Here is a 25,619-nt window from a genome sequence, read left to right as displayed (position 1 = left end):
GAGGATCCTGGAAGCACCATGGCGGACACGGGGAAAACGGTGGACCGGACCCGGGTGGCGCGCTGGCTGCAGGAGTACGGCGTGTACGTCGCCGTCGTCGCGCTGGTGCTGTTCAACATCGCGTTCACGGCGAACTTCCTGACCGTCGGCAACTTCCGCACCCAGCTCATCCAGGCCGCTCCGGTGCTGGTGGTGGCGCTCGGGATGGCGCTGGTGATCGGCACCGAGGGCGTCGACCTGTCGGTGGGCGCGGTGATGGCGCTGTCGGCCGCGCTCGTCCCGCTGTATCTCGGGGCGGGGACGTTGCCGGCGGTGGCCATCGCGCTCGCGGCGGGTCTGGCGGCCGGCGCGTTCAACGGCGTCCTCGTGGCCAAAGTCGGCATTCAACCGATCGTCGCGACCTTGGCCTTACTGGTCGGTGGGCGCGGTCTCGCGCTCGTGCTCGCCGACGGCCAGCTCATCCAGCTGCACGATCCGGCGTTCCTGGCGTTGGGCACCGGCGAGGTGCTCTGGATCCCGGTGAGCGTGCTCATCGCGGCCGTCCTGGCCGTGCTGGTGGCGGCGCTGGTCGGGAAGACGGCGTTCGGCAGGCGGCTGGTCGCCATCGGCGGCAACCGGCGGGCGAGCGTGCTGGCCGGGCTGCCGGTCAACCGCGTCCTCATCGGCGTCTACGCGCTCTGCGGGCTCCTTGCCGCGCTGGCCGGGGTGCTTTCCACCGCCCGCCTCGGCGCCGGTGACCCCGCGGACGCCGGGCTGCTGATGGAACTGTCCGCGATCACCGCGGTCGTGGTCGGCGGCACCCCGCTGACCGGCGGGCGCGTCCGCATCCTCGGCACGGTGATGGGCGTCCTGCTCATGCAGCTCGTCCGCGCCACGCTCATCAAGCACAACCTGCCGGATTCGACCGCGCAGATGATCCAGGCCGCGATCATCGTCGGCGCGGTGTACGTCGCACGGGAACGGAGCAGCCGATGACCGCGGCGCCCACACTGGCCGGTCAGGACTCCACCCGGCGTGAGCTGATGACCGGAGTGCTGCAGAAACAGGGCGCTGCGATCGCGCTGGTGCTCATGGTCGCGGTGGCGTGGCTGTTGTTCCCGCGCTTCGGCAGCCTGGACAACCTGCGCGACATCGCCCTGCAGAGTTCCTTCCTCGCGATCATCGCGCTCGGGATGACGTTCGTGATCATCACCGGTGGCATCGACCTGTCGGTGGGGTCGGTCTACGCGCTCGGCGGGGTCTTGGCGGCCTACGGGTCGCAATGGGGATTCCTCCTCGCGCTGCTGCTTCCGCTGGCGGTATGCGGGCTGATCGGCCTGATCAACGGGCTGCTCGTGGCGAAAACCGGGATGGCGCCGTTCATCGTCACACTGGCGACGTTGCTCTTCGCGCGCGGCTTGTTGCTCGCGATCACTTCCGAAGGCGCCACGACGTACAAGATCCCTGAGAACGAGGCGTTCGTCGAACTCGGTCGCGGCACGATGTTCGGCTTCGGCTATCCGGTGTTCATCGCCGCGGCCCTGTGCCTGATCGGCGGGCTCATGCTGCGGCGGACCCGGTTCGGGCAGTCGGTTTTCGCGACCGGTGGCTCGGAGCAGTCCGCGAAGCTGATGGGACTGCCGGTCGCGCGCACCAAGGTCACCGTCTACGTGATGAGCGGTGTCCTTTCCGGGCTCGCGGGCGCGCTCACCGCGGCCTACCTGCAATCCGGCGTCACGGTGATCGGGGTCGGCCTCGAACTGGACGCCATCTCCGTCGTCGTCATCGGGGGCACCCTGCTGACCGGCGGGATGGGCACGATTCTCGGAACGGTCATCGGAGTGGGCATCCGAACGGTCATCCAGAACGTCATCAATCAGATAGGAACTCTCGACAGCAACTACCAGTCGGTGGTCAGCGGCGCGTTCCTGCTGGTGGTCGTGGTTCTGCAGCGGTCGCTGGCCCGTACGACCACCCGGAGATAGGGAGATCGCACGCACCGAAGAACCGCACGCGCCCTGACGTCTTGGCGCGCGGCCCGGCCGCGCACGTGTCGTCCATCCCGTCACGCGTGACGTCCAACCAGTCACGCGAAACGGCCAGCCCGCTATCCGGGGCACGCTCACTCACTCACTCACTCCTGCCTGCCTACCGCAAGTAGAGGACTAATTGCGATTGGGCAGCAGCGGGAGAAAGAGTGGGACACTCCAGATCCTGCCGCAAGACCGCTGGCCGCTGCGGAAGGCGTCAGTACCGCGTGGGAGTCACACCACGCCCGGTAACCTTGCCGCCATGACCGGCCCGGACGTACCTCTCTCCTTCAAGCTCGCGTACGTCCCCGGCGTGACGCCCTCGAAGTGGGTCCGGATCTGGAACGAGCGGTCGCCCGGCGTTCCGCTCGACCTTGTCCAGACGACTCCCGCCGAAGCCGCCGCGCTGGTCCGGGAGCGCGAGGCGGACGCCGTCCTGCTGAGACTCCCTATCGACCGCGAGGGCCTGCACGCGATCCCGCTCTACACCGAGACGACCGTGGTCGTCGTCCCCAAGGACCACCTGGTCGCCGCCGCGGACGAGGTCTCTGTCGAAGACCTCGCCGACGACGTCGTGCTGCACCCGCTCGACGACACGCTGGACTGGGAGCGGCCGCCCGGGAAACCCGCGCTGGAGCGCCCGGCCACCACGGCGGACGCTATCGAACTGGTCGCCGCCGGCGTCGGGCTCCTCGTCGTCCCGCAGTCCCTCGCGCGGCTGTACCACCGGCGGGACCTGACCTACCGCCCGATCTCCGGCACCCCGGAGTCCGGCGTCGCGCTTTCCTGGCCGGAGGACGAGACCACCGACCTGATGGAGCAGTTCATCGGGATCGTCCGTGGCCGGACCGTCAACAGCACCCGGGGCCGCCAGCAGCCCCAGGAGAAACAGGAGAAGAGCAAGCGCCCCCAGACCGGCGGACGGAAGCCGCCGTCCGGGAAGGCGACGGGACAGCGCGGCGCTCCCAAAGGCGGGAAGCGTGGAAAGCCTCGGCGCAAGAGCTAGCTCTCGCTGTGAGCGGCCTTCACCCGCGCCTCCTCCTTGCGGACCTCGGCCTGGGTTTCGCGCTCCCGCTGGAGCCAGTCGGGGTTGTCGGTCTTGACCGCGTCGATCTGCTCCGTGGTGAGGGCGTGGGTGATGCCACCCCGCGCCAGGCCGCTGATGGAGATGCCCAGCTTCGCCGCGATGACCGGGCGCGGGTGCGGGCCGTTGCGGCGAAGGTCCCGCAGCCACTCGGGCGGCTCGGCCTGCAGCGCGTTCAGTTCGTCGCGGGAGACGACACCCTCCTGGAACTCCGCCGGGGTGGCCTCGAGGTACACACCCAGCTTCTTCGCCGCTGTCGCGGGCTTCATGGTTTGAGGGGTTTTCTGCGACGTCATCCCCTCAGGGTAACGAGCGCCTCGGACACCTCCGATCACGCCCGGTGATCAGCCTTCCCGGTGTCTCGAGAAGGTTGTGAGCCGTCTGGGTCGGCGCCTGCTTCCCGCCAGAACACCGTCAGACGCCCTTGTCCGGGAGGGTCACGACACCGAATCCGGCGAGCACTCCGACGACGGCGACCGCGGCGAGGACCAGCCAGGCGACCGGATGCCCGAGGTTGAGCGTCCAGTAAGTCCCGACCCGCCGGTGCACCAGCAGCGCCGGGTCGTCCCGGTTCAGGTAGACCATCCCGGCCGCGTGCCAGTAGCGCTCGTCGTCGCGCTGTTCGTACCGGGTTTCCGCTTCGTCGCCGGTGGGTGACAGCCGGTGCCCGGCGTCGCCCGCCCGGACGGAGAAGACGATCCACGCGATGAAAGCGGCAGCGAGGGGGAGGTAGGCCACGATCGTGACCGGCACCGTCGTCTCGATGACCTTCCACAGTTGCAGCGAAACGACGAGCAGCGTCGCGTTGACGCAGCCGGCGGAGATCAGCAGCAGGCTGAGCACGCCGTGCAGGTACGCCCGGTACCGCGACGCCGACGCCGCCGGTTGTGCGGCGTCGATCTCGGGGCGGGCCCTGGCGATCGCGACGGTCAGGAGCGAGACCAGCACGACGACGAAGGCCTGGGCGAAGACAGTCGAAAAGGCCGCCAGGTCGTCGAGCAGGCCGATGACCGCCGTGGCGACGGCCAACAACACCGACGGCGCCAGAAGAATCCACTGTGGACGAACCGGGTCCGAGCGCAGCGAAGTGTCGGTGGCGACCGCTTGCCGTGTTCCGGTGTACCAGCCGCCGTCCCGTTTCGCGGCGACGATCGACCGGTGCGCCAGGGTTCCGAACAGGGGGCAGCCCACGATGAGGCCGATCAGGACGACGTCGGGCCCAGGCCAGTCGAAAAGAACGGCCGCGCAGGCGAGCAGAGCGACCGCCACGGTTCCCTGGTGGTAGCGACGGCGTACGAGGGCGATAACGGGTTCGCCGGTGCGCCCGGCGGGGATCCGGACGCCGAACGGGAGCGTCGGCCGCGCCAGCGCTGGCGCGGAAAGGAAGACGGCGGCGGTGCACCCGATCAGGGCGAGGCGCAGCCAAACCGGGCCGGTCATCGCCGCGCGTTCACGGCGAAGGAGTCCAGTACGGTCTCGCAACGCCCTGTCACCTCGCGCGGGCCGAGGCCGAGCGCGACGGCCTCGGCGAGCAGGGTGCGCAGCCGCTCCTGCCACTCGTCCGCGTAGCCGTCCTTCGCCGGTCCGGACGCCGCGTCGCGCCGGACGATGGCGCCGGTCTTGCGGTTGATCCGGATGAGCCCCTGCGTCCGCAGCAGGTCGTAGGCCTTGTTGACGGTGTGGAAGTTGATCCCGAGGTCGGCACCGAGTTGCCGGGTGGAGGGCAGGGCGCTGCCCTCGGTCAGCACTCCGTCGGCGACGGCTTCGACGACCCGGTCGCGGATCTGCTGGTAGATCGGCACCTCGCTGTCGAGGTCGAGAGTCAGCAACACGCAGCAAGGATATCTGCTATACACTTACTATAACAACTACATCAGATTGATAGCGTTGGAAGGTGATCGTGATGGCGAAGGTGGATGTCACCGGCGGAGGGTTGCGCGTGAGGTTCTCGACCTGGGAGCGACTGGCGGTGTGGCGCGACGAAGTGGTCGTTCCCCTGACGGCGATCACGGCTATCGAACACGTCGAAGAACCGGTCGGCCGGGCGCGGGGCGGACGTGCCGGGGTGTTGATCAGCGGTGTGCTGAAGGTGGGTTTCTGGGGGCTGGGGACAGGAGTCCGGCAGCTGGTGTCGGTACGGAGGGGAGTTCCGGCGCTGCGAGTCGGGATCGACCGCGCCGCCGCCGGGCTGCACTTCGACGAGCTGCTGATCAGCGCGTCCGACTCGGCAGAGGTCGCCGAGGCGCTGACCGCCCGCGTCTAGAGGTAGTCGAAGAACCGGTCCCACCACGACGGCGGCCGATCGGGCGGGTAGAGGCCGTCGAATCCGCTGATCCCGGTGTACTTGGTCCACAGCGGAGGTTCGGAGACGGGCAGGTAGTCGAGTGCTTCCAGCTCGTCTTCGATCCGTTTTCGGTCATGGGCCGGGAAGAACTCCTGCTCTTCGTCCTCGTCGTAACTGCCGGGATTTCCCAGTGTCACCACGGCCAGGCCACCGAAATTGCTGATCGTGACCGTCAGATGGTCCGACGCGGAGGTCGCGCCGGCCGGGATCTCGATCCTGCCGAGATGGCTGGCGTCCTGGACGTGACGGTCGACCTCGCAGGAGCAGTCGAATCGCCGATCGAGCCGCTCGGCCAGTCGCTCGAAGCGAGCCCGTGCCGCGGGTCCGTCGAAATCGTGCGGCACCTCCCAGTGGCCGGGTTCGTCCAGCTCTCGCAGCACTGCCCAGGTCTGCTGTTCGTCGAGGGGCATCGGCGCCTCCCGGCCTCGGGTGGTCTAGTCCACTTACCGAAACTGACCTTAACCAGCCGCGTCCCGCGCGGACAATGGTGGGACGAATTCTGGTCGGAAAAAAGTTCCCTACTAACAGGGGTAGCGCCAGCGCTACCGGTGATTCGGCGGCCTGCCCTCCTGATCTTCGAATCCGGTTCGACCAGTGTTGTCGGTGTTGATCCGGTCGAAGAAGGAGTGCGAATGACGGTACGCAAAGGCGTTGTGGTCCTGACGGTGGCGGGGCTGCTTGGCGCCGCGTGGACCACTGCGGCGGACGCGGCCCCGGCCAAGGGAACGGAGCTGCAGAAGGGCCTCGACTCGTTGGTGCGTCAGGAGAAGTTCCCGGCCGCGCTGGCCTACGTGACCGGCCGCGGCCGCCCGACGTCGCTGGTCTCGGGGTCCTCGCGGATCGACCGTCAGGTCCCCGTCCCGCGTGACGGCGCGGTTCGGGCGGGCAGCAACACCAAGACGTTCACCGCGGTCGCGGTCTTGCAGCTGGTGGCCGAGGGCAAGGTGCAACTGGACGCGCCGATCGAGAAGTACCTTCCCGGGATCGTGCGCGGGGAGGGTATCGACGGCACCAAGATCACCATCCGGCAGCTGCTGCAGCACACCAGCGGGCTCCCGAACTACACCGAACACCTCGGGCTGCGGGACTTCGAACAAGTGCAGCACCGCTACTTCCCGACCCACGAGCTGCTCGCCGCGGCGTTGAGCCACCCGGCGAAGTTCGCGCCTGGCACCAAATGGGAGTACAGCAACACCGGCTACCTGCTGGCGGGCATGGTGATCGAGAAGGTGACCGGACGCCCGATTCAGGAGCAGATCACCGAACGCGTGATCAAGAAAGCGGGCCTGAAGCACACTTACTGGCCGCAGGTCGGCGACCAGACCATCAAGGGACGGCACCCGCAGGGTTACGCCGTCGGCGATGTCGCCACCGGCAAGGTGATCGACGCGACCGAGATGGATCCGTCGTGGGCGGGCGCGGCCGGTCAGCTGATCTCGACGCCCAGCGACCTCGGCAAGTTCTTCCGTGTCCTCCTCGAAGGCAAGCTGGTGCCCGCCGCGCAGCTGGCCGAGATGCGGAAGACGGTCGACGCGCCTTTGTTCCCCGGGACGAAATACGGCCTCGGCCTGATGAGCAACCCGCTCACCTGCGGCGGGGTGTACTGGGGGCACGGCGGGGACATCGACGGGTTCGAGACCCGCGGCGGCGCCACGGAGGACGGCCGCACTGTCGGGCTCGCCGTGACCGCGATGCCGGGGGCCTTCGGCGACGGCGAGAAGGGAGCGAAGGCCGTGATGGCCACGGTGGACACCGCGTTCTGCAAGTGATCGAGCGGGGCGGTGCGCGGCCGGAAAACCGGTCCTCGGACCACGCGGGGTGTGGCTACCCTCGCCACGGAACTCACCCCGACGAGAAGGACTGGACCGTGCGTCATCACCACGCCGACGTCGTCCCCTCGGTTCGGTTCGAGGTGATCCTGGTGGCTCCGGGTGCCCGGTGCCCGCCGTCCGCAACCTTGGCATCCTCGCCCACGTCGACGCGGGCAGACCACACTCACCGAACGGATCCTGTACGTCACCGGCACCACCTACAAACGAGGTGAGGTCCACGACGGCACGACCGTGACCGATTTCGATTCCCAGGAGCGAGACCGTGGCACCACCATCTTCGCCGCCGCCGTCAGTTGTTCGTGGGACGAACGATCGCTCCGTGTCCTCGACGGCGCGATCGCGGTGTTCGACGGCGTCGCCGGGGTCGAACCGCAGCGCGAATCGGTGTGGCGCCAGACCGATCGGCACGGCGTGCCGCGGATCGCGTTCGTCAACAAGCTCGACCGCGCGGGCGCCGATCTGGACGCGGCCGTGGAATCCAGCCGGACAGGCTCCATCCGCGTCCGCTGGTGGTCCAGTTGCCGACGGATGCGACCGCTGGCCTGGGCCGACGGTGCCGAGACCGCCGAGGACGGGCCGGTTCCGGAGTCCTTTGTGGATGAAGCGAACCGGTGTCGCTGCCTGCTCGAAGAGCCTGTGACGGAACTCCACCCAGTCGTGTTGGAGGAGTTCTGCGAATCGTCGGTGATTTCGACGGAAACGCTGGTTTCGGCGCTGCGGGAGCTGACCCGGACCGGCGGGGGGTGTCGTAGTGCTGTGCGGTTCGGCCTACCGCGACCGTGCCCTTGGCGGAACTGGTCGGCTACGTGACGTGACTGCGCAGCCGGACACAGGGCCGGGGCACGTTCACCGCCCGGCCGACCGGCCACGCCCCGGCACCGGAAGGGCTGCCCGCCGGGTAGAACGACGATGGCCCGCCCACGACATTGTGGGCGGGCCATCGCTCGATCCGCTGCCATCCGGCGATCGGGCGCCGGGCGGCAGCAGTCTTCACCAGGTCACGGCGCGGGGTGCGGCGGACGGCAGTTCTGTCGCGGCAACGCGTGCGAACCGTTGGTGTACACACCGTCCGCGATCGTGTCCTCCATGATCGAGCGGTGATCGGTGGGACGGGCCCACTGGTAACAAAGGTGCTGCGCGAAGTACCCGCCAGGAGCTTCGAAGGTGTCGAAGTGGCAGACACCGTCGGTCTCGATGCAGTAGCGGATGAACGGGATGCCACCGAAGTCGGTGCGGCCGGGCCCGAACGACACGTAGCCGCCGAACGGCGACGGAGCACCGGTGCCAGGAGGGAGCACCGCGCTGATCCCGCGTCCCGGCGGACCGACGGGCTGCATCGGGTCGGCGAAGATCTTCGCCCTGAACCGCGACTTGTCCACGGCGAGCCTGCCGCCGGCGATGTCGTTCAGCACCAGGTTCGCGACCAGCGCGCCCTGCGAGTAGCCGACGACGGTGAATTCCGCGCCGGGGTTCTCGTCGAAGGAGCTTTGGACGACGCGGCGGGCTTCTTCGTGCCCGCGGGCGACGCTCTGGTCCATCGGTGTCTGGTCGCAGTTCGGTGCACCGGCGGCGCCCGCCGGGTAGTGGACCACCTTCCGGATCCCGCCCCGCAACCAGGCGTCGTTGTACACGCTCGCGGCCCCGTCGCAGGTGCCGCCGATGAGGATGTAGTAACGCGCCTGGTCGGCCTGCTCGGCTTGGGCAGACGGCGCGACGGCGCCGATCAGCCCGGTGGCCAGTGCGGCCGCCGCCAGGACCCCCCTGAGTTTCTTCATATTCATCGTCCTTCCGTTCGACTACGGTGCGTGTCGAAACGTTAGGGATGCGTCATGAAATTTTGATGAAACCCGCTGTCAGGGCCAACGAACTGGGCTGAACGGCCCTAGCGGTGGGAGAGCACGTTGACCACGTGGCCGCTGGGATCGCGGACGAAGAACCGCCGGACGCCCCACTTCTCGTCGGTCAGTTCGTGCACGATCTCCGCGCCGGAGGCCTTGGCCTCCGCATACCTCGCGTCGACGTCGTCGACCTCGATCGAGGCGACCGGGACGACAGGCGCTGTCTCGTCATGGGTCATGAGGCTCAGCTGGACCTCCGGCCGATCCGGGTCGGCCACGGTCACGATCCAGCCTTGGTCCATCACGACCTCGAAGCCAAGCACGTGGACGTAGAAGGCTTTCGCCTGCTCAATCGACTGGGTTTCGAGGTCGGGGACCACTCTCTTGATCGTCATGCGCGAATACTGGCACAGGGGTCCGACACTTCCGGGGGAGCAGGAGCGGCGTCGCGAGCAGGAGAGCGCCGGCGATGCCGACCGCGGCACGCGGGCCGGTAAACGCGGCGAGCAGACCCCACAGCGCGGTCAGGGCAGCCGTGGAGAGCTTGCCCGCGATCGACCAGGCCGACAGCGTGCGCGCCGCACGGTCGGTGGGCACCTGTTCGAGCCTGCTGGTGGCGAGCACCGGGTTGAACACTCCGATGCAGGTGATCAGGGCGAATTCGACGACGATGACCAGGATCAGCCCCGAGACACCGGGATGGATGAAGACCAGTCCGACGGGCCAGCAGACGCGCAGCCAGCCGGAGACGAAGAGGACCCGGTCCCGGCCGAACCGCGGAACGACCCTCCGGGAGAGTCTCGCCCCGATCAGTCCACCCAGACAGGGCACGGCGAAGGCGATCGCGTACTCGAACGGTGTGAAGCCGAGCTGCCCGAGCATCAGGACGGCGAACAGGGGCGCGGTCGCCATGATCAGGCCGTTGACCACGATCGTGTTGACGAACAGGGGTCGCAGCGTCGGATGGGTGAGGATGAACCGCCAGCCTTCTCGCAGGTCGCGGCCGCTCAGCCGAGGGCCTTCCGGCTTCGCGGGTGGCGGTTCCGAGCCGCCGACGGCGCGGATCCCGGCCGCCGACAGCAGGTAGCTGACCGCGTCGGCGGCGATCGTGACCACCGGTCCGAACAGGCCGACGGCGAAGCCGCCGAGCGGCGGGCCGAGCACCGTCGCGGTCCAGGTGGTGGATTCGAACCGGGCGTTCGCGACGAGCAGGTCCTCCGGTGGCAGCAGCGATTTCAGGAACGACCCGCTGGCGGCCAGGAACGTGATGTCGGCCGCGGCGACGACGACCGACACGGCGAGAAGCTGGCCGAAACCGAGCAGTCCCAGCGTGTACGCCACCGGAACGGTCAGCAGCGCCCCGCAGCGGACCAGGTCCATCGCGATCATCACCGGCCGCTTGCGGCGGAACTCGACCCAGGGGCCGAGCGGCAGCGCGACCACCGCGCCCACGACGAGCCCGGCGGCCGCCAGCAGCGAGACCTCGGTCGTGCCCGCCCCCAGTGTCACGATGGCGATGAGGCTGAACGCGTCGAACGCGAACCTGGTGCCGAAAGCGCTGGCCGCGTACGCCGCCCAAAGCCAGCCGAACCGTCGCCCCAGCGATCTCCCACCCACTCGCGAGATCAAAGCAAGCCGGGGCCTCGAAGTCGAACAACGGATCGTCGGCGGGTCACAACCGTGAGTTGTACGACTCGCTCAGAGGTCCCCGAGCGCGGTGACCGGCGACTCGACGCAGTCGGCGACGAACCGCAGGAAACCGCCGGCGGTCCCGCCGTCGCAGACCCGGTGGTCGAAAGCCAGCGTCAGCTCGCAGATCTTCCGCGCCACGAGCGCGCCGTCTACGACCCAGGCGCGGTCGATGATCCGGCCGATGCCGAGGATGGCCGCCTCCGGATGGTTGATGATCGCGGCGGAGCCGTCCACTCCGAACACGCCGTAGTTGTTCACCGTGAAGGTCCCGCCCGTGAGACCCGCCGGGCCGAGCTTTCCTTCCCGGGCTTGTGTGGTCCGCTCGCCGATCGCGGCCGAAAGCTCTCTTGTGGACAGTGAGCCCGCGTCGCGGACGACCGGCACGACGAGTCCCCGGTCGGTCTGCGCCGCGAAACCGAGGTTGATGTCCCGCAACTGGACGATTTCGTCGCCTTCGACGCGCGAGTTCAACTCGGGGTACTTCCGCAGGCCCGCGACGGCGAACCGGGCGACGAGGCCGAGGAGGCTGACCGGGCGATCCGGTGCCGAGGCGTTGAGCGACTTCCGCGCCGCGACGAGTTCGGTCGCGTCGACGTCGACCCAGACCGTCGCCTCGGGGATCTGACGCCGCGAGGTCGTCAGCTTGTCGGCGACCGCCTTGCGGACCCCGGTCAGCGGTATCCGCTTCTCACCCTCCCGCGGCTCGGGAACGGTGAGCGCCGCTTCGACGTCGGCGCGCCGGATGATGCCGCCGGGGCCGCTCCCGGTCAGCCTCGCCAGGTCGATCTTGTTGTCGGCGGCCATTTTGCGGACGAACGGCGATATGACGCCTGGTGTCTTCGACGGCTTCTGGGGAGTGGTGACGGCGGTGCGCGTGCGACGGCGCCGGGTCGTGGTCCCGTAGCCGATGAGGACGTTGCCGCTGCCCTCGCTCGCGGTCGTCACGCCGGGTTCGGTGAAGCCGGGGCCGATGGTGAGCAGGGGAGCGCCGACCGGCAGCGACTGGCCGGGTTCGCCGTGGAGGCGGGTGACGACGCCGGCGAACGGTACCGGCACCTCGACCGCGGCCTTCGCGGTCTCCACTTCGACGACGGGCTGGTCGACGCCGACGGTGTCGCCTTCCGCGACGAGCCAATTCACGATCGACGCCTCGGTCAGTCCTTCGCCGAGGTCCGGGAGCAGGAAGTCAGGCACCGGCCACCGCCGGTTCGTCGTTCCACTGCAACCGGGCGACGGTGTCCAGGATCCGGTCGACGTCCGGGAGCTGATGGCGCTCCAGCTTCGGTGGCGGATAAGGAATGTCGAGTCCGGTGACTCGCAGGACGGGCGCGTGCAACTGGTGGAAGCACTGCTCGGTGACCCGCGCGACCACCTCGGCGCCGTAGCCGCCGAACCCGGCGGCCTCGTGGACGACGACCGCGCGCCCGGTGCGGCGCACCGAAGCGGTGACGGTCTCATCGTCGAACGGGTTCAGCGACCGGAGGTCGACCACTTCGACGTCCCAGCCCTCGGCGGTCGCAGCCTCCGCGGTCTCCAGCGCGGTGGCGACCATCGGGCCGTATGCGATGAGCGTGACGTCCTTGCCGTCACGGCGAACGACCGCGCGGTCCATCGGGACGCTGTCACGGGTGAAGGAGACGGGTTCCTTGGACCAATAGCGGCACTTGGGTTCGAGGAAGATCACCGGATCCGGTGAGTCGATCGAGTCGCGCAGGAGGTCGTAAGCGTCCTGGGGAGTGCCGGGCGTGACGACGCGCAGACCGGGCGTGTGGGTGTAGTAGGCCTCGCTCGAATCGCAGTGGTGCTCGACGCCGCCGATCCCGCCCGCGTAGGGGATCCGGATGACCATCGGCAGCGACAGCGCGCCACGGGTGCGGTTCCGCAGTTTCGCGACGTGCGAGGTGATCTGCTCGAAGGCGGGGTACGCGAAGGCGTCGAACTGCATTTCGACCACCGGGCGGAACCCGCCCATCGCCATCCCGACCGCGAAGCCGACGATGCCGGACTCCGCCAGCGGTGTGTCGAAACAACGGTCCTCGCCGAAGTCGGCGGTGATGCCGTCGGTCACCCGGAACACGCCGCCGAGCGGGCCGACGTCCTCTCCGAAGATCAGCACGCGGTCGTCGTCCTTGACGGCGTCGCGCAGGGCGGCGTTGAGCGCCTGGGCCATCGAGATCTCGGTCATCAGCCCTCCACGGCTTCCAGCTCGGCCGCGACCAGCGCCCGCTGAGCGGCCAGCTGACGGGTCGGAACGGCGTACACGTGCTCGAACAACGACAACGGATCCGGCTCCACGTCCGCGTTCAGCGTGTCGCGCACCCCGGCCGCGAAAGTCTCCGCCTCGGCCTTGAACCGCTCGATGTCTCTGCCGGACAACAGGTTCGCGGTGGTCAGGTAGGTCTCGAGGCGGCGGACCGGGTCGGCCGCGCGCCACTTCTCGACCTCGGCCTGGTCGCGGTAGCGAGTGGCGTCGTCGGCGTTGGTGTGCGCGTCGATCCGGTAGGTGTGCGCCTCGACCAGGACCGGTCCACGACCGGAACGTGCGTGCGCGACGGCGTCGTTTAGCACCGAAAGGACCGCGACGGCGTCGTTGCCGTCGACCTGTTCGGAGCGGACGCCGTAGCCGACGCCCTTGTAGGCCAGCGCGGGCGCGGCGCTCTGCTTCTCGAACGGCACCGAGATCGCGAACCCGTTGTTCTGCACGAAGAACACCACCGGCGCTTTGAACACGGCCGCGAAGTTGAGCGCCTCGTGGAAGTCGCCTTCGCTGGTGGCGCCGTCCCCGATGAGCGCGAACGCGACGGCCTCCTCGCCCCGGCGCTGCATCGCGTGCGCGAGTCCGGCCGCGTGGAGGGTCTGGGTGGCCAGCGGGGTGCATTGGGGAGCGACACGGGTCTCGGCCGGGTCGTAGCCACAGTGCGCGTCGCCGCGAAGCAGCGTCAGGATCTCACCCGGTTCGAGCCCGCGGGCGACCAAGGCGACCGAGTCACGGTAGGTGGGGAAGAGCCAGTCGGCCTCGGTGAGGGCGAGCGCGCTCGCGACCTGGCAGGCTTCCTGGCCGGCGCTCGACGGGTAGACCGCGAGGCGGCCCTGTTTGGTCAACGCGGTCGCCTGCACGTCGAACCGGCGGCCGAGCACCATCAGCCGGTAGGCCTCGACGAGCCGATCGGCTGGCGGCTCGAGGTAGTCGCCGTGCTCGTCGACGCGCGTGCCGTCCTCGGCGAGGAACCGCACCGGAACCGGTGACGGCAGCAACGCGGCGGCTGGGGTCTCCCGCGACATGGCGCAGCACCACCTTTCACAGACATATGATGCTGAGATCGTGGTTTCTGGAGTCCTGGTGTTCAAGAGGTAGGCGAAATGAGCGACAAACTGTCCACAGGATCGGTTCAGCCATACCAAGCGTCCACAAGTGGCGTGGCTCACGGACCCGATCCGGGACGAACGGTCCTTGCCCTCGACGACATCGACCGCGCGATCCTCGCCGAACTGTCCGCCGACGGCAGGCTCGCCGTCCGCGCGCTGGCGGAGCGGCTGCACATCTCGCGCACCAACGCCTACGCTCGCCTCGACCGGCTGATGTCCGACGGCGTCATTACCGGCTTCGGCGCCCGGATCGACCCTCGGCGGGCCGGGCTCGGAACGAGCGCGTACATCCTGATCACCGTCGAGCAGACGTCGTGGCGCACGATGTCCGCGGAGTTGCGGGAGATCCCGTACGTCGAGCACGTGTCATTGGTCGGCGGCGATTTCGACATCCTGCTGCTGGTGCGGACACCGGACAACGCGTCGCTGCGGGACGTCGTCCTGGAACGACTGCAGGCACTGGACGGCGTGCGGTCGACCCGGACCTGGCTGATCTTCGAGGAACAGGCGGGCGCCGCTCCCCGCGTTTAGTCCTCTAGTTGCGTTTATCGCAGGCGGTCCGTGACCCAGCCGCCGACGAGTCGGTCTCGCGTGTCCCTAAGGACGCATTGGGACACGACCCGAGCTTCTGTAACGTCGTTCGCCTCAGCGCCGAATACAGCCTGGTTCGATGGCGGAGGCGACGGCGCCTTGCTGACTGTCAGGCAACACCGGCAAGCCCATTCGGGTGATAACGGATCGGCATTCGATGTATCTGACCTACTCCCCATTGACACCTCCCTACGATCACGGCGACGGGGCGGAGGACAGCGGTGACGGTGGAGAGCGCGGGGCAGGATTATCTGACGCGGCAGGTAGGGGCACTGCTCGAAGCGATTCGCGAGGAGGGGCCGGTCGGCGAGGGCAGGCGGAGTTTCCGGCTCGCCGGGCATCTCGCCGCGGAGGGCGGGTTCCACCTCGGTGACATCCTCGCCGCCACGGCGCAGCTACTGGCCGTCCACGCTTGGAACAACGGCTACCTCGGCGCGGCGGAACTGCTGACGCGGCGCATGCGGGACTTCGGCGCCGAGTCGGTCGAGCTGGTGCGGTATCTCGTGCGGCTGGAGACCGGCTGCGAGCAGGGCTGGCTCCCGCACGCGGATCGCGATGAACTGATCGCCTACGCCCGGCGTGTCCAGCGTGCGGACATCGAGGAGCGCGCGCAGGCCATCGAGCCGTCGCTGCCCGGGGTCACCGACCCCGAGCGTCCTGATCGGATGGCCAGTGAGTCGTGAGATGGTGCTCGGGATCCGCGAGGATGCCGCGGATCACCGAGCAGGCCGCGCCGCGGACGGCGGCCCCCGTGCCGAGCGCCGAAGGGACGACGCGCACCGGCGACCACGCCGTGCTGGGTACGCGGCGTTCCAGTTCGGCGAGGAGTGGCTCACGAAGCCACGGTTCGAGGCGCGCGTAGGTTCCGCCCAGCACCACGGCGGGGACGTCCATAAGATTGACCACAGTGGACAGTCCGATGCCGAGATGGCCCGCGGCGGTGGTGACGGCGGCGAGCGCTGTGGCGTTTCCCGATTCCAGCGCGGAGATCAGGTCGTCCACCGTCTTCGCGTCCGCCAGTCGCAGAATCTCTTCCTGTCCGGCCATTCTTTCCAGGCAGCCGTTCGCGCCACAGGAACACGGCGGGCCGTCGGGCGCCACCGGCAGATGGCCGATCTCGCCGCCCGCGCCACGCACGCCCTCGAACAAGGCGCGGTCCAGCACGATTCCCGCGCCGATCCCGATCTCGCCGGAGACGTGGACGAAATCGGGTAACGCGGTGCCGTGCCAGAGTTCGGCGAGCGCGGCGAAGTTGGCTTCGTTGGCGACGGCGAAGGTCTCGCCGAGCCGATCCGCGAGATCGACGTCGCGCCAGCCCAGGTTGGGGGCGAGCCGCACGAGGCCGGATTCGACCAGACCCGGAACCGCGATACCGACACCGCCGACGGGCACGCCGAGTGTTTCCGCCTGCTTCCGCGCCTTGCGCAGGAACGCCGACACGCGCTGGAAGACGCGCGGAGTCCGGTTGTCCGCGTACCGGACCTCCTCGAACCGGACGGCACCGTTCAGGTCGACGAGGCAGGACGCCAGGTAGTCGACGCCGATCTCGATGCCGAGTCCGTGTGGCCCGGTGGGGGAGAGCGACACGACGGTGCCGCGCCGTCCCGGTCCGACGCGCCGCTCCGGCGCGCCTTCGGCCACGAGATCCGCCGCGATCAACCGGTCGACCACGCTCGACACGGTGGCCTTCGTGAGTCCGGTGTCCGCGGAGAGTCCCGCCCGCGAAGTTCCCGGGCCGTCCGCGATCGCGCCGAGGACGAGAGCGGCGTTGTGCTGCCGCACTGTGTGCTGTCCCGCCGGACGCGTGCCGATCATCGCGCGAGTGTATTCGTTCGATGCCTGAACGAAAGCCTTGACCCGCGCGGGTGCGCGTCGATAAGTTCAGGCATCAAACTAATTGGTGGAGGCGTGATGACTCAGGCACCGAGGCGTGAGGACAAGTTCAGCTTCGGGCTGTGGACCGTTGGCTGGCAGGGGAACGACATGTTCGGTCCGGCCAGCCGGGGCCCGCTCGACCCGGTCGAGGCCGTGCACCGCCTCTCGGATCTCGGCGCCTGGGGCGTCACCTTCCACGACGACGACCTCGTCCCGTTCGGTTCGGCCGACGCCGAACGCGCGCGGCATCTGCGGCGGTTCCAGGCCGCGCTCGCCGAAACCGGCCTCGTCGTCCCGATGGTGACCACGAACCTGTTCAGTCATCCCGTCTTCAAGGACGGTGGCCTGACCAGCAACGATCGCGACGTCCGCCGCTACGCCCTGCGAAAGGTGCTGCGAAATCTCGACCTCGCCGCCGAACTGGGCGCGGCGACCTTCGTGCTCTGGGGCGGCCGCGAAGGCAGCGAGACCGACGCCGCGAAGGACGTCCGCGCGGCGATGGATCGCTACCGTGAGGGCATCGACTTCCTCGCCCAGTACGTCATCGACCAGGGCTACGGCCTCCGGCTCGCCCTCGAACCGAAGCCGAACGAACCGCGCGGTGACATCCTGCTCCCGACCGTCGGGCACGCTCTCGCGTTCATCTCCACGCTGCGGAACCACGAGATCGTCGGCGTGAACCCCGAGGTGGGGCACGAGCAGATGGCCGGGCTCAACATCGTCCACGGCATCGGGCAGGCGCTGTGGCAGGGCAAGCTGTTCCACATCGACCTCAACGGTCAGCGCGGCCCGCGCTTCGACCAGGACCTCGTGTTCGGTCACGGCGACGCGCTGTCGTCGTTCTTCCTGGTCGACCTGCTCGAGCACGGCGGCTACGACGGGCCGCGCCACTTCGACTACAAGCCGCTGCGCACGGAGAACATGGACGGAGTCTGGGCCAGTGCCGAGGCCAATATGGCCACCTACCTGCTGTTCGCCGAACGCGCCCGTGCCTTCCGTGCCGATCCCGAGGTGCGGGCCGCCCTCGAGGCCGCCCTCGTCCCGGAACTGGCGACGCCGACGCTCAACGGAGGCGAGACGGCCGCGGACCTGCTGGCCGACCGTTCGACGTTCGAGGACTTCGACCCGGACAAAGCGGCGGAACGCGGGTACGGGTTCGTCCGCCTGTCCCAGCTGGCGCTCGAACACCTCACCGGGGCCCGCTAGAACCTGTCGACGTCGATGACGGCCTTGGCGAACTCCTGCGGCACGTTGTGACCGATTCCGTTAAGGACGCGTGCTCGTACTTGCCGGCGAACTTCGACCAGTGGGCCTTGCCGTCGGTGTTCGGGCCGTCGAAGGTTTACTTCGGCGACGCGACCTTCCGGAACAGCTTGTTGAAGTCATGTCGGCTCCTTCGCTGCCTGCGGTTTTGAGAAACACGCCTAGGCGACTTCCGGTTCGACCCCGAGGAACGCTGCCTCCAGACGGCGGATGCGGGCCCAGAACTCCGCCTCCCTGCCGGAGTCGAGAACGCCGAGATGACCGCCGGGGACGACGCGCCCCACGAACGGGCCGGACGTCCACACCCGCCAGCCACCGGTGGCGTCGTCGCCCGTGGCGAACGCGGGATCATCGGTGCCGCGCATCGCCGCGATCGGGCACGAGAGCCGGGTCCTGGCGGGCCCACGGTAGGCGTTCAGCAGCTGGAGGTCGCCGAGCAGCAGGTCCAGGGCGTACTCCCAGCTTTCGGGTGAGTCGCGGTAGCCCGCGACCGGGGTGAGCCCGGTGCGGCCGAACACCCGGCCCATGGCCGAGGCCCCGGCCTTGGCGTTTTTGTCCGGCGAGCGCCGCTGTGGGGCGCACGCGTCCACGACGATCAACGCGCCCGGGACGGCGCCCAGCCGTTGGGCCGTCTCCAAGGCGACGAAGGCTCCCATCCCGAAGCCGATTACCACGGTGCGGGAGAACCACTCCGACGTCATCTCGTCGGTCAGCCGCGCGGCCAGTTCTTCGACGGACGCCGCCGGGGTCTCCGCGAGCCGTTCCCCGTGCCCGGGATATTCGACGCCCCAAACGTCGGTGTCGCTCGCGGCGGCGAGCGGGCCGAAGGCGCGGGGTGTGCCTCCAGCAGGCGGAAGCAGCAGGTAGCCGGGCCCGCGACCGTCCGATGTGGACAGTGGAACGAGTGCGGGTGCCATGATCCGAAAGGTACGCGTCGTCAACCCGAATGGGGTAGCGCTTTGGCTTCGACCAAGATCAAATCACCCGGTAGGGGGAGACCGCGAAAGATCTTCGAAAAAGGCTGCCCGGCTGTCGTATCTGGCGTTCGCCCATCGACGTCCCGATAAAAGCCGGAAGGAGAAAGCGATGAACACCACGACACTGGCCTCGACCACGCGGCTGAACCCGGTGAGCCGCACCCTGCCGGTCCTGTCGGCGATGGAGGACGACGCGGAAGATGTCGGCCGCCTGTCCCCGGACGACCGCCTGACCTGCCACGTGCACGGACGCTGGATCCACCAGTGTGTCGCCTCCCCGCTGCACGTCAACCCGATCACCCGGCACCGCTGGTGCCGTTCGTGCACGACCGCGTTGACCGTTTCCGTCGACGAGCTGTTTGGCGCCGTCACGATGTCCTGCCCGCTGTGTGGCCACGGTGAAAGCGCCGCCTCAGCCCGGCTGATCGCGGCGTGCCGGGCCAGTCTGGTCGCCGCGCGCCGGGGCTCCGGTGCGCGGGCTGCCCAAGCGAGCCACTCGAGGAGGCGGTCGACGATCAGGTCGCGATCCTCCGGCCGGAGATAGAGGTAGTGGCCGGCGTCGGGCAGGATCTCGACGTCGGCATGGGGAAGCAGGCTCTCGAAGCGGGCAGCGGCAGCGACCGGATCGTGCACGACGCTACGCCCGCCGAACAGGGCGAGCACCAGCCGTGGCGGCGGGCTGGTCGAAGATGTCCTCCCGGCGGACCACGTGAGGAAGCCACCACAGGCGTTCGCTGTCGAGCACGGCAGCGGGCGCGCCGTACAGAACACCTTCCGGGCGAACAGCGCCGAAACGATGCGCGCGTCCAGCAACCCGATGGACGCGAGCCTGCCGGGTGCGTGGATCGCCTGGTTGACCGCGTGCCAGCCGCCGGTCGAACCGCCAACGAGGTGCACCGCGGTCAGCCCCAAGGTCTCGAAGACGTCATCGAGAGCGGCCGCACGGTCGCGGATGTCCTCGAACGGCGCCGTTTGCACGCTTCCGCCCGCCTCGCCGAGGGTGTCGATCGCGTAGACCGCGTGCCGTTCGGCCAAAGCGGGGTGCAAGGCCGAGCCGCCGCTCTTGGTCCTGGCGCTGAGGTTCGGCGCGTACACCTCGGACAGGTCGGTGCCGTCGACGTTCGACAGCTTCGCGCGGACGAAGAAGAAAATTCTGCCATGCAGTTTGGCCTTGTCCCCGTCCTTGAGCGGCAGGCCGTCGATGTCGGCGTCGGATGCTTTGACCGAGTCCACGGTGACCGTCAGCCCGACGACGCCCTCCGCGGCTGGGCTCGACCGCCTCCCCGGTGACCTCCAGTGTGGGCGTGGTGGTCAGACACGGCTTGGGTGTCGTCGTCGGCTCGCTGGCGGACGTCGTGGCGCCGGCGCTCTTGGCCTGGCCGATGTTCGACGGCTGCGTGCAGCCGACCAACGCCGCGCCGAGCATCACGGCGATGGCGGTATGACGAACTCTCGGAGCACTCCACACATTGAGCGTTCCTCCGATCGGTGGAGGTAGGTTGCGGGCATGACCCAGGTTTCGACGCCTGCCGAGGCGGCCGCGAGGATCACCGGACGAGCCGTCGTCGAACAGCGGGACCTCAAGGGCGCGGTGGCCGAAGTGATGCTGGACAGCGGCGACACCGTGATCGTCAAACGGGGTCACGCGCGGAACGCGACGACCGCGGAGGCGGCTGGACTGCGGTGGCTGGGGGAAGCCGGCGCCGTGCGGGTGCCCGAAATCCGCGGAAACGACGACGAGTGGCTGGTCACCGAATTGGTGGGTGGCGGGCGCCCGACGCATCACGCGGCGGAGCGGCTGGGGCGGGGAATGGCGGCGTTGCACGAGGCTGGAGCGCCCACGTTCGGCGCGGCGCCGCCCGGCGGACCCGGCGACGCGTGGATCGGCCTGGCCCCGATGCGGAACGTGGCGGGGGAGGACTGGCCGCGGTGGTACGCCGAACACCGGGTCCTGCCCTATTTGCGCGGCGCTGTCGACGAAGGCACTTTGGCCGGTGACGAAGCCGCGGTCATCGAGCGAGCCTGCGCGCGGCTTCCGGAAGCGGCAGGGCCGGCCGAGCCACCGGCCCGCCTGCACGGCGATCTGTGGAACGGCAACGTCCTGTGGGGTGCCGTCGAGGCCTCACTCATCGACCCGGCCGCGCATGGCGGTCATCGCGAGACCGATCTGGCGATGCTGCAGTTGTTCGGCTGCCCGCTGCTCGACCGGGTACTGGCGGCCTACCAGGAGGTCTCACCGCTCGCCGACGGCTGGACCGAGCGCATCGGGGTACACCAGCTGTTCCCGCTTCTCGTCCACACTGTCCTTTTCGGACGGTCTTATGCCGGGCAGGCGGTCGCGGCCGCGCGAGCGGTCGGCTAACGCGATACCCGGTCGAGCCATTCCGCGAGCAGTGCGTGCTCGGCCTGGGTCAGCTCGTTCCCGGGTTCCTTCGCCAGCGCGGCCTTGAGCGCGATGGCGCGGCTGGGGATGTCCGAAGCGTCGTCGGCACTGTCGGTGGTGATCGTCTGGATGACGTGTTCGCGTGCGGCGATGATCAGGTCAGCGTCACGCTGCTCGGGCGGGCTCGCGATGAGGGACAGGATCACCCCCATTCCGGTCGCGTGCACCAATTGCGCGGCTCGTTCGACCGGTACGCGCAGACGACCGGCCTCGGCGATGCGTTCGACGATCCGGCGGAGCATCGCGTCGGCCTCCTTACGTGCTTCGCGGACGCGAGGTTCGCCGTACATGAGCATGTAGAAGGCAGGCCGGGACAGGCCGAACTCGACGTGCAGATCCCAGCCGCGCCGGAGATCGCCGACCGGGTCGTCGGATTCGCCGAGGGAGTGTTTTCCCGACAAGTAGCTCTGGAAGCCGTGGGCGGCGACCGCGTCGAGGAGGCCCTCCTTGTCGCCGAAGGTCCGGTAGAGCGTCGGCGCCTGCACACCAGCGGCGGCGCTGACCGCACGCGTCGACAACGCGTCGCGTCCGCCGTCCACCAGTAACTCCGCCGCCGCGCGGACCAACCGGTCTTTCGTCGTCAACGTCATGTATCAACGGTAACACAATTGCGGTAGCGCTGACTCAGTATCGATGATACGTTGATCGTGTTATCGACGGAAACATCTGATGGGAGCCTTACATGACACGCGTAGCGATCGTCACCGGCGGGTCACGCGGCATCGGCAGGCAGAGTGCCGAGCGGCTGGCGTCCGACGGATTCGCGGTCGTCGTCGTTTACGGCGGCAACAAGGACGAGGCGCAGGCCGCGGTCGACGCGATCGCCACCGACGGCGGCCTGGCGATCGCCGTCCAGGCCGATGTCGCCGACGAGCACGCCGTCGCGGCCCTCTTCGACACCGCGGAGAAGACCTTCGGCGGGATCGACGTGGTGGTCCACGCCGCCGGGACGATGTATCTCGCGCCGGTGGCCGAACTGGACCTCGACCGGCTGGACCGGCTGCACCGCACCAACATCCGCGGCACCTTCGTGGTCGACCAGCAGGCCGCCCGCCGCGTCCGCGACGGCGGCGCGATCATCAACTTCTCCACCTCGGTGCTCGGGCTGGCTCTACCTGGCTACGCCGCGTATGCCGCCACCAAGGGGGCGGTCGAGGCGATCACCCTGGTCCTCGCCCGTGAACTGCGTGGCCGCGACATCACTGTGAACGCGGTCGCCCCCGGCCCGACCGCCACGGCGCTGTTCCTCGACGGCAAGGACGAGGAAACCATCGCGAGCATGGCCGCGCAGCCGCCCCTCGAACGCCTCGGCACCCCGGCCGACATCGCCGAGGTCGTCTCGTTCCTCGCCGGTCCGGCCCGCTGGGTCAACGGCCAGGTCCTGCGCGCCAACGGTGGCATCGTCTGAGTCATCGTCGCGGGTGTCGTGGTGTCCGGTGAAGCACGGGCGAGCATCCGTGGACGGGCTACCCGCCAATCAGGCGGGCTCGCCACGGAAATACGAGCCCGCCCAGCGTGTCCTTTGTGGACAGAAGGTCAGACGACGGTGCCCTCGGAATCGTCGTCGGAGTCCGCTTCCTCGATCTTCCACTTCAGCTGGAACTCGACCTCTTCCTCGCCGTCACCCCGCTCGTGCTCGATCGAGAACTGCGCGCGGGCAGGGACACGGAAACGTTCCCCGGCGATCTGGATGCGGAACGAGGTCTCAGTCTCGAGAGCGTCGGCGAGACGGCGTAGTTTCGCGACGACGTCGGCGGTGGAATAGACGCGTTCGACGTCTCGGGGAGCGGGTCCGGTCACGGTGTCCTCCAGGGTCCGACACCCTGGCCGGGTGTTCGTGGCGTCATTCAATCGTGTGACCGTCGTGCGCTGTAGGCGGGGTCACAGTGTCCGGGCGAGGCGGAAGCCGACGTCGTCGACGCGGAAGGTCGGGTGGCTCCGGCGCCGCACCGAAGCCCGGCAGCTCCAGTGTTCGTCGAACCATCCGCCGCCCCGCAGGACCCGGTACTCGCCGTACACCTCAGCGTCGTAGACGTCCCAGCACCATTCCCAGACGTTGCCGAGCATGTCGTGCAGGCCCCACGCGTTGGGCGTCTTCCCGCCGACGTCGTGCACAGACTCCGCCGAGTTTTCCCGGTACCAGGCGATCTCGTCGAGCGGTCCGTAGCGGGGGCCGGTCGTGCCCGCGCGGCAGGCGTGCTCCCATTCAGCCTCGGACGGCAGGCGGTAGCCGTTCGCGGACCGGTCCCACGACAACGAGTCCAGTCCGTACGCCGGGGTCAGCCCTTCGCGTTCGGACAGCGTGTTGCAGAACTGGAGGGCGTCCAGCCACGAGACGTCGACGACGGGAAGCCTATCGCCCTCGCGGGTGGCCGGGACCGGCGCGAGCAGGAAGGACTCGACGTCGACGGTCCAGTTTCGTTGCGTCCGCCGGTCCGAAAGCGTTACTTCGCCCGCCGGGACGGTGATCATCTCCATGGTCCGGCCGATGTTACCCAGGTCGGCGGCCTCGATGCGCCATGATGGGCCGGTGCCCCTGCTCATCGGACCAGCCCTGCCCGCCGGTACTTTCCGGGCCGTCAAGCAGCCGTGCCTGATCGTCGACGACAGGCTGGTGTTGCGCCCCTGGTCCGCTGACGACGTGGAGGGCGTCGAAGCCGCGTTCGCCTGTCCCGCGATCCAGCGCTGGCACATCCGCCGTATCGACGGGGAGGACGAGGCACGCGCCTGGATCGCGGGCTGGGAGCAGCGCTGGGCTGACGAGACGGACGCGAGCTGGGCGGTGGTCGACGCCCGTGAAGACCGGGCGGTCGGGCAGGTCGGCCTCCGCACCATCTCGCTTTTCGAGGCCTCAGCGCAGTTGTCCTACTGGGTTCTCCCTTCCGCGCGGGGCACCGGGATCGCGGGCGGCGCGGTGGCGGCGTTGACGCGGTGGGCGTTCGAAACCATCCGGTTGAACCGGTTGTTCCTCCTGCATTCCATCGCGAACGCCGCCTCCTGCCGTGTCGCGGACAAGACAGCCTTCGGTCTCGAAGGCACCCTGCGTTCTTCGATGTTGCACGCGGACGGCTGGCACGACGTCCACCTGCACGCGCGGCTCAGGAGCGACTCGGCACCCGCGTGAGCGCGACGACGGCGAGTGCCGCACTGATCCAGATGGCGTACCGGTAGTCGCCGGTCGACTCCGTGACCGAGCCGGCGAGCACCGGACCCAGGAACGCGCCGAGGTTGAGCGCGACGGTCGCGAACGAACCACTCAGCGCCGGGGCGCCGGGTGCCACGTGCATGACCCTGGCCACGAGTGCCGAACCGCAGCCGAACGACAGTCCACCTTGGACAGTGGTCACGAGGAACAGGGCGACCGGGTGCGAGCTGGTCGCCGCCAGCACCGTCCAGCCGACAGGCAACGCGCACAACGCCAGGATCAGACCGCGCCGAAGTCCGCCGTCGCCCGTGCGGCCCGCCACGGTGACCCCGATGAACGCGCCGACGCCGAAGGCCGCCAGCAATCCGGAAACCGCCGCGGCGGGGAGACCGGCGACGTCCGTCGCGATGACCGCGAGAAACGCGAACGTCGCGAAGGTCGCGCCGTTGACCAAGGCCGCGAGGATCATCGCCTGCCGCACTGGACGTGTTTCAAGCTCGCTCGCTTCGCGCTTGATCGAGATTTCGCGCGGGCCGGCCGCGTCGGCGGGCGCCGAACGGAACACCAGCACCAGCGCGGGCAGGCACGAGGCGGCGACCGCCCAGAACGCCGAGCGCCAGCCCGCGAGATCACCCAGCACGGCTCCGGCTGGCACGCCGGCGACACACGACAGCGTGATACCCGCCAGCAGGACCGCGGTCGCCCGCGCCTGCTTTCCCGGTGGTGTTAATGCGGCCGCGACGGGCATGGCGACGGCGAGGAATCCGGCGTTGACGACGGCCGCGACGATCCGGGTGCCGAACAGCACCGGGAAACTCGTCGTCAGCGCGCCGATGACGTGCACCACGACGAAGGCGGTCAGGAACCCGGCCAGCGCCCGGCGGCGAGGCCAGCGCGCACTGAGCACGGCCATGGCAGGAGCGCCGACGATCATCCCGACGGCGTACGCGGACGTCAGCGTGGCGGCGGCGCCGACGGGGACCGACAGGTCGCCGGCGATCCCGGGCACGAGACCGGAGGCCATGAATTCGGAGGTGCCTTGCGCGAAGACGGCAAGGCCGAGGACATAGACGAACAGGGGCAACTGACGACTCCCAAGCAGAAGGTGAACAGGAGAAGCCGTGCGCTGGACAGGGCGAAGCCCGGCCGGGCGCACGGAA

At 68.9% G+C, this 25,619-nt stretch carries 31 protein-coding genes; 13 read left to right on the top strand and 18 right to left on the bottom strand.

Translation table 11 applies throughout. The annotated features are described in order from the left end of the window. Nucleotides 1–18 precede the first annotated feature (18 nt). From ACM6LR_RS36850 to ACM6LR_RS36840, 3 genes are all read left to right on the top strand, one after another. Nucleotides 19–975, top strand: coding sequence for an ABC transporter permease (locus ACM6LR_RS36850; protein ID WP_414942408.1), 957 nt, complete (start codon nt 19–21; stop codon nt 973–975). Then, a complete protein-coding gene (locus ACM6LR_RS36845) occupies nt 972–1,964 on the top strand; it encodes an ABC transporter permease (RefSeq protein WP_414942407.1) in 993 nt (330 codons plus the stop codon). The genes ACM6LR_RS36850 and ACM6LR_RS36845 overlap by 4 nt, the downstream gene beginning before the upstream one ends. A gap of 307 nt (nt 1,965–2,271) precedes the next feature. After that, entirely contained in the window at nt 2,272–3,015 is a 744-nt protein-coding gene (locus ACM6LR_RS36840) for a LysR family substrate-binding domain-containing protein (RefSeq protein ID WP_414945447.1), read from the top strand. On the opposite strand, the gene ACM6LR_RS36835 is transcribed toward ACM6LR_RS36840, so the two are convergent. From ACM6LR_RS36835 to ACM6LR_RS36825, 3 genes are all read right to left on the bottom strand, one after another. Continuing rightward, nucleotides 3,012–3,362 carry a DUF5997 family protein gene (locus tag ACM6LR_RS36835; protein WP_414942429.1) on the bottom strand — a complete coding sequence of 117 codons (351 nt, stop codon included), beginning with the start codon at nt 3,360–3,362 and terminating at the stop codon, nt 3,012–3,014. The genes ACM6LR_RS36840 and ACM6LR_RS36835 overlap by 4 nt on opposite strands. A gap of 145 nt (nt 3,363–3,507) precedes the next feature. Then, nucleotides 3,508–4,533: a DUF1648 domain-containing protein gene (locus tag ACM6LR_RS36830; RefSeq protein WP_414942405.1), complete on the bottom strand. Its 1,026-nt coding sequence runs from the start codon at nt 4,531–4,533 to the stop codon at nt 3,508–3,510. Further along, entirely contained in the window at nt 4,530–4,925 is a 396-nt protein-coding gene (locus ACM6LR_RS36825) for a GntR family transcriptional regulator (RefSeq protein WP_414942404.1), read from the bottom strand. The genes ACM6LR_RS36830 and ACM6LR_RS36825 overlap by 4 nt, the downstream gene beginning before the upstream one ends. 71 nt (nt 4,926–4,996) lie before the next feature. Between ACM6LR_RS36825 and ACM6LR_RS36820 the strand changes: the two genes are divergently transcribed. Further along, on the top strand, nt 4,997–5,356 hold the full coding sequence (locus tag ACM6LR_RS36820; protein WP_414942403.1) for a hypothetical protein: 360 nt from the start codon (nt 4,997–4,999) through the stop codon (nt 5,354–5,356). On the opposite strand, the gene ACM6LR_RS36815 is transcribed toward ACM6LR_RS36820, so the two are convergent. Then, a complete protein-coding gene (locus ACM6LR_RS36815) occupies nt 5,353–5,847 on the bottom strand; it encodes a hypothetical protein (RefSeq protein ID WP_414942402.1) in 495 nt (164 codons plus the stop codon). The genes ACM6LR_RS36820 and ACM6LR_RS36815 overlap by 4 nt on opposite strands. Before the next feature lie 222 nt (nt 5,848–6,069). Between ACM6LR_RS36815 and ACM6LR_RS36810 the strand changes: the two genes are divergently transcribed. Together ACM6LR_RS36810 and ACM6LR_RS36805 are read left to right on the top strand one after the other, a co-directional pair. After that, the gene (locus tag ACM6LR_RS36810; protein WP_414942401.1) at nt 6,070–7,206 is read left to right on the top strand and encodes a serine hydrolase domain-containing protein; all 1,137 of its coding nucleotides are present in this window, start codon (nt 6,070–6,072) and stop codon (nt 7,204–7,206) included. A 162-nt stretch (nt 7,207–7,368) separates the two neighbouring features. Next, nucleotides 7,369–8,079, top strand: a complete 711-nt coding sequence (locus ACM6LR_RS36805; protein WP_414945446.1) for a GTP-binding protein — start codon at nt 7,369–7,371, stop codon at nt 8,077–8,079. Here the strand turns inward: ACM6LR_RS36805 and ACM6LR_RS36800 are convergent. The 7 genes from ACM6LR_RS36800 to pdhA form a co-directional block, all read right to left on the bottom strand. After that, nucleotides 8,072–8,263, bottom strand: a complete 192-nt coding sequence (locus tag ACM6LR_RS36800; RefSeq protein ID WP_414942399.1) for a hypothetical protein — start codon at nt 8,261–8,263, stop codon at nt 8,072–8,074. The two genes, ACM6LR_RS36805 and ACM6LR_RS36800, sit on opposite strands and share 8 nt — an antisense overlap. Nucleotides 8,264–8,267: 4 nt before the next feature. Then, entirely contained in the window at nt 8,268–9,044 is a 777-nt protein-coding gene (locus ACM6LR_RS36795; protein ID WP_414942398.1) for a PE-PPE domain-containing protein, read from the bottom strand. 107 nt (nt 9,045–9,151) lie between these two features. Then, nucleotides 9,152–9,502 (bottom strand): VOC family protein, encoded by a 351-nt coding sequence (locus ACM6LR_RS36790; RefSeq protein ID WP_414945445.1) that lies wholly within the window; start codon nt 9,500–9,502, stop codon nt 9,152–9,154. Beyond that, the gene (locus ACM6LR_RS36785; protein ID WP_414942396.1) at nt 9,456–10,724 is read right to left on the bottom strand and encodes an MFS transporter; all 1,269 of its coding nucleotides are present in this window, start codon (nt 10,722–10,724) and stop codon (nt 9,456–9,458) included. The genes ACM6LR_RS36790 and ACM6LR_RS36785 overlap by 47 nt, the downstream gene beginning before the upstream one ends. Before the next feature lie 81 nt (nt 10,725–10,805). After that, nucleotides 10,806–11,993: a dihydrolipoamide acetyltransferase family protein gene (locus ACM6LR_RS36780; protein ID WP_414945444.1), complete on the bottom strand. Its 1,188-nt coding sequence runs from the start codon at nt 11,991–11,993 to the stop codon at nt 10,806–10,808. Next, nucleotides 11,986–12,984, bottom strand: a complete 999-nt coding sequence (locus tag ACM6LR_RS36775) for an alpha-ketoacid dehydrogenase subunit beta (RefSeq protein WP_414942394.1) — start codon at nt 12,982–12,984, stop codon at nt 11,986–11,988. Before ACM6LR_RS36775 ends, ACM6LR_RS36780 begins: the two co-directional genes overlap by 8 nt. Continuing rightward, nucleotides 12,984–14,081 carry a pyruvate dehydrogenase (acetyl-transferring) E1 component subunit alpha gene (pdhA, locus tag ACM6LR_RS36770; RefSeq protein ID WP_414942393.1) on the bottom strand — a complete coding sequence of 366 codons (1,098 nt, stop codon included), beginning with the start codon at nt 14,079–14,081 and terminating at the stop codon, nt 12,984–12,986. Before pdhA ends, ACM6LR_RS36775 begins: the two co-directional genes overlap by 1 nt. A gap of 135 nt (nt 14,082–14,216) precedes the next feature. On the opposite strand from pdhA, the gene ACM6LR_RS36765 reads away from it, so the two are divergent. Together ACM6LR_RS36765 and ACM6LR_RS36760 are read left to right on the top strand one after the other, a co-directional pair. Continuing rightward, on the top strand, nt 14,217–14,696 hold the full coding sequence (locus ACM6LR_RS36765) for an Lrp/AsnC family transcriptional regulator (RefSeq protein ID WP_414942392.1): 480 nt from the start codon (nt 14,217–14,219) through the stop codon (nt 14,694–14,696). Between the two features lie 281 nt (nt 14,697–14,977). Then, entirely contained in the window at nt 14,978–15,439 is a 462-nt protein-coding gene (locus ACM6LR_RS36760; protein WP_414942391.1) for a hypothetical protein, read from the top strand. Here the strand turns inward: ACM6LR_RS36760 and ACM6LR_RS36755 are convergent. Beyond that, nucleotides 15,396–16,571 (bottom strand): ROK family transcriptional regulator, encoded by a 1,176-nt coding sequence (locus ACM6LR_RS36755; protein WP_414942390.1) that lies wholly within the window; start codon nt 16,569–16,571, stop codon nt 15,396–15,398. The two genes, ACM6LR_RS36760 and ACM6LR_RS36755, sit on opposite strands and share 44 nt — an antisense overlap. A gap of 96 nt (nt 16,572–16,667) precedes the next feature. Here ACM6LR_RS36755 and xylA point away from each other — a divergent pair, with 96 nt between their 5' ends. Next, nucleotides 16,668–17,837 (top strand): xylose isomerase, encoded by a 1,170-nt coding sequence (gene xylA, locus ACM6LR_RS36750; RefSeq protein WP_414945443.1) that lies wholly within the window; start codon nt 16,668–16,670, stop codon nt 17,835–17,837. 218 nt (nt 17,838–18,055) lie between these two features. Here the strand turns inward: xylA and ACM6LR_RS36745 are convergent, their stop codons facing one another. Together ACM6LR_RS36745 and ACM6LR_RS36740 are read right to left on the bottom strand one after the other, a co-directional pair. Continuing rightward, nucleotides 18,056–18,811, bottom strand: coding sequence for a thioesterase II family protein (locus ACM6LR_RS36745; RefSeq protein ID WP_414945442.1), 756 nt, complete (start codon nt 18,809–18,811; stop codon nt 18,056–18,058). Between the two features lie 63 nt (nt 18,812–18,874). Further along, a complete protein-coding gene (locus ACM6LR_RS36740; RefSeq protein ID WP_414945441.1) occupies nt 18,875–20,104 on the bottom strand; it encodes an alpha/beta fold hydrolase in 1,230 nt (409 codons plus the stop codon). Between the two features lie 71 nt (nt 20,105–20,175). On the opposite strand from ACM6LR_RS36740, the gene ACM6LR_RS36735 reads away from it, so the two are divergent. Further along, nucleotides 20,176–20,316 (top strand): hypothetical protein, encoded by a 141-nt coding sequence (locus ACM6LR_RS36735; protein ID WP_414945440.1) that lies wholly within the window; start codon nt 20,176–20,178, stop codon nt 20,314–20,316. Between the two features lie 62 nt (nt 20,317–20,378). Beyond that, nucleotides 20,379–21,233, top strand: coding sequence for a fructosamine kinase family protein (locus ACM6LR_RS36730; protein WP_414945439.1), 855 nt, complete (start codon nt 20,379–20,381; stop codon nt 21,231–21,233). Here the strand turns inward: ACM6LR_RS36730 and ACM6LR_RS36725 are convergent. After that, nucleotides 21,230–21,904, bottom strand: coding sequence for a TetR/AcrR family transcriptional regulator (locus ACM6LR_RS36725; RefSeq protein WP_414942384.1), 675 nt, complete (start codon nt 21,902–21,904; stop codon nt 21,230–21,232). The two genes, ACM6LR_RS36730 and ACM6LR_RS36725, sit on opposite strands and share 4 nt — an antisense overlap. Nucleotides 21,905–21,996: 92 nt before the next feature. Between ACM6LR_RS36725 and ACM6LR_RS36720 the strand changes: the two genes are divergently transcribed. Beyond that, nucleotides 21,997–22,722, top strand: a complete 726-nt coding sequence (locus ACM6LR_RS36720) for an SDR family oxidoreductase (protein WP_414942383.1) — start codon at nt 21,997–21,999, stop codon at nt 22,720–22,722. Between the two features lie 128 nt (nt 22,723–22,850). On the opposite strand, the gene ACM6LR_RS36715 is transcribed toward ACM6LR_RS36720, so the two are convergent. Beyond that, a complete protein-coding gene (locus ACM6LR_RS36715; RefSeq protein WP_414942382.1) occupies nt 22,851–23,114 on the bottom strand; it encodes an amphi-Trp domain-containing protein in 264 nt (87 codons plus the stop codon). 81 nt (nt 23,115–23,195) lie between these two features. Further along, nucleotides 23,196–23,792 (bottom strand): formylglycine-generating enzyme family protein, encoded by a 597-nt coding sequence (locus ACM6LR_RS36710; protein ID WP_414942428.1) that lies wholly within the window; start codon nt 23,790–23,792, stop codon nt 23,196–23,198. Nucleotides 23,793–23,844: 52 nt separating this feature from the next. Between ACM6LR_RS36710 and ACM6LR_RS36705 the strand changes: the two genes are divergently transcribed. Continuing rightward, complete coding sequence (locus tag ACM6LR_RS36705; protein ID WP_414942381.1) at nt 23,845–24,438, top strand: GNAT family N-acetyltransferase; 594 nt, start codon at nt 23,845–23,847, stop codon at nt 24,436–24,438. On the opposite strand, the gene ACM6LR_RS36700 is transcribed toward ACM6LR_RS36705, so the two are convergent. Then, nucleotides 24,413–25,543 (bottom strand): Cmx/CmrA family chloramphenicol efflux MFS transporter, encoded by a 1,131-nt coding sequence (locus ACM6LR_RS36700; protein WP_414942380.1) that lies wholly within the window; start codon nt 25,541–25,543, stop codon nt 24,413–24,415. The two genes, ACM6LR_RS36705 and ACM6LR_RS36700, sit on opposite strands and share 26 nt — an antisense overlap. Between the last annotated feature and the right edge of the window lie 76 nt (nt 25,544–25,619).

The sequence above is a fragment of the Amycolatopsis sp. cmx-11-32 genome (assembly GCF_047608695.1).
Taxonomy (GTDB): domain Bacteria; phylum Actinomycetota; class Actinomycetes; order Mycobacteriales; family Pseudonocardiaceae; genus Amycolatopsis.
Note: the sequence above shows the minus strand (reverse complement) of the source record. Positions and strands in the feature narration are given on the sequence as shown.

Excerpts from the sequence above, each read along its gene's own strand:
- ACM6LR_RS36850 (WP_414942408.1), top strand. The coding sequence starts at position 19 with ATGGCGGACACGGGGAAAACGGTGGACCGGACCCGGGTGGCGCGCTGG.
- ACM6LR_RS36845 (WP_414942407.1), top strand. The coding sequence starts at position 972 with ATGACCGCGGCGCCCACACTGGCCGGTCAGGACTCCACCCGGCGTGAG.
- ACM6LR_RS36840 (WP_414945447.1), top strand. The coding sequence starts at position 2,272 with ATGACCGGCCCGGACGTACCTCTCTCCTTCAAGCTCGCGTACGTCCCC.
- ACM6LR_RS36835 (WP_414942429.1), bottom strand. The coding sequence starts at position 3,362 with ATGAAGCCCGCGACAGCGGCGAAGAAGCTGGGTGTGTACCTCGAGGCC.
- ACM6LR_RS36830 (WP_414942405.1), bottom strand. The coding sequence starts at position 4,533 with ATGACCGGCCCGGTTTGGCTGCGCCTCGCCCTGATCGGGTGCACCGCC.
- ACM6LR_RS36820 (WP_414942403.1), top strand. The coding sequence starts at position 4,997 with ATGGCGAAGGTGGATGTCACCGGCGGAGGGTTGCGCGTGAGGTTCTCG.
- ACM6LR_RS36815 (WP_414942402.1), bottom strand. The coding sequence starts at position 5,847 with ATGCCCCTCGACGAACAGCAGACCTGGGCAGTGCTGCGAGAGCTGGAC.
- ACM6LR_RS36810 (WP_414942401.1), top strand. The coding sequence starts at position 6,070 with ATGACGGTACGCAAAGGCGTTGTGGTCCTGACGGTGGCGGGGCTGCTT.
- ACM6LR_RS36795 (WP_414942398.1), bottom strand. The coding sequence starts at position 9,044 with ATGAAGAAACTCAGGGGGGTCCTGGCGGCGGCCGCACTGGCCACCGGG.
- ACM6LR_RS36790 (WP_414945445.1), bottom strand. The coding sequence starts at position 9,502 with ATGACGATCAAGAGAGTGGTCCCCGACCTCGAAACCCAGTCGATTGAG.
- ACM6LR_RS36775 (WP_414942394.1), bottom strand. The coding sequence starts at position 12,984 with ATGACCGAGATCTCGATGGCCCAGGCGCTCAACGCCGCCCTGCGCGAC.
- pdhA (WP_414942393.1), bottom strand. The coding sequence starts at position 14,081 with ATGTCGCGGGAGACCCCAGCCGCCGCGTTGCTGCCGTCACCGGTTCCG.
- ACM6LR_RS36755 (WP_414942390.1), bottom strand. The coding sequence starts at position 16,571 with ATGATCGGCACGCGTCCGGCGGGACAGCACACAGTGCGGCAGCACAAC.
- xylA (WP_414945443.1), top strand. The coding sequence starts at position 16,668 with ATGACTCAGGCACCGAGGCGTGAGGACAAGTTCAGCTTCGGGCTGTGG.
- ACM6LR_RS36745 (WP_414945442.1), bottom strand. The coding sequence starts at position 18,811 with ATGGCACCCGCACTCGTTCCACTGTCCACATCGGACGGTCGCGGGCCC.
- ACM6LR_RS36730 (WP_414945439.1), top strand. The coding sequence starts at position 20,379 with ATGACCCAGGTTTCGACGCCTGCCGAGGCGGCCGCGAGGATCACCGGA.
- ACM6LR_RS36725 (WP_414942384.1), bottom strand. The coding sequence starts at position 21,904 with ATGACGTTGACGACGAAAGACCGGTTGGTCCGCGCGGCGGCGGAGTTA.
- ACM6LR_RS36720 (WP_414942383.1), top strand. The coding sequence starts at position 21,997 with ATGACACGCGTAGCGATCGTCACCGGCGGGTCACGCGGCATCGGCAGG.
- ACM6LR_RS36710 (WP_414942428.1), bottom strand. The coding sequence starts at position 23,792 with ATGGAGATGATCACCGTCCCGGCGGGCGAAGTAACGCTTTCGGACCGG.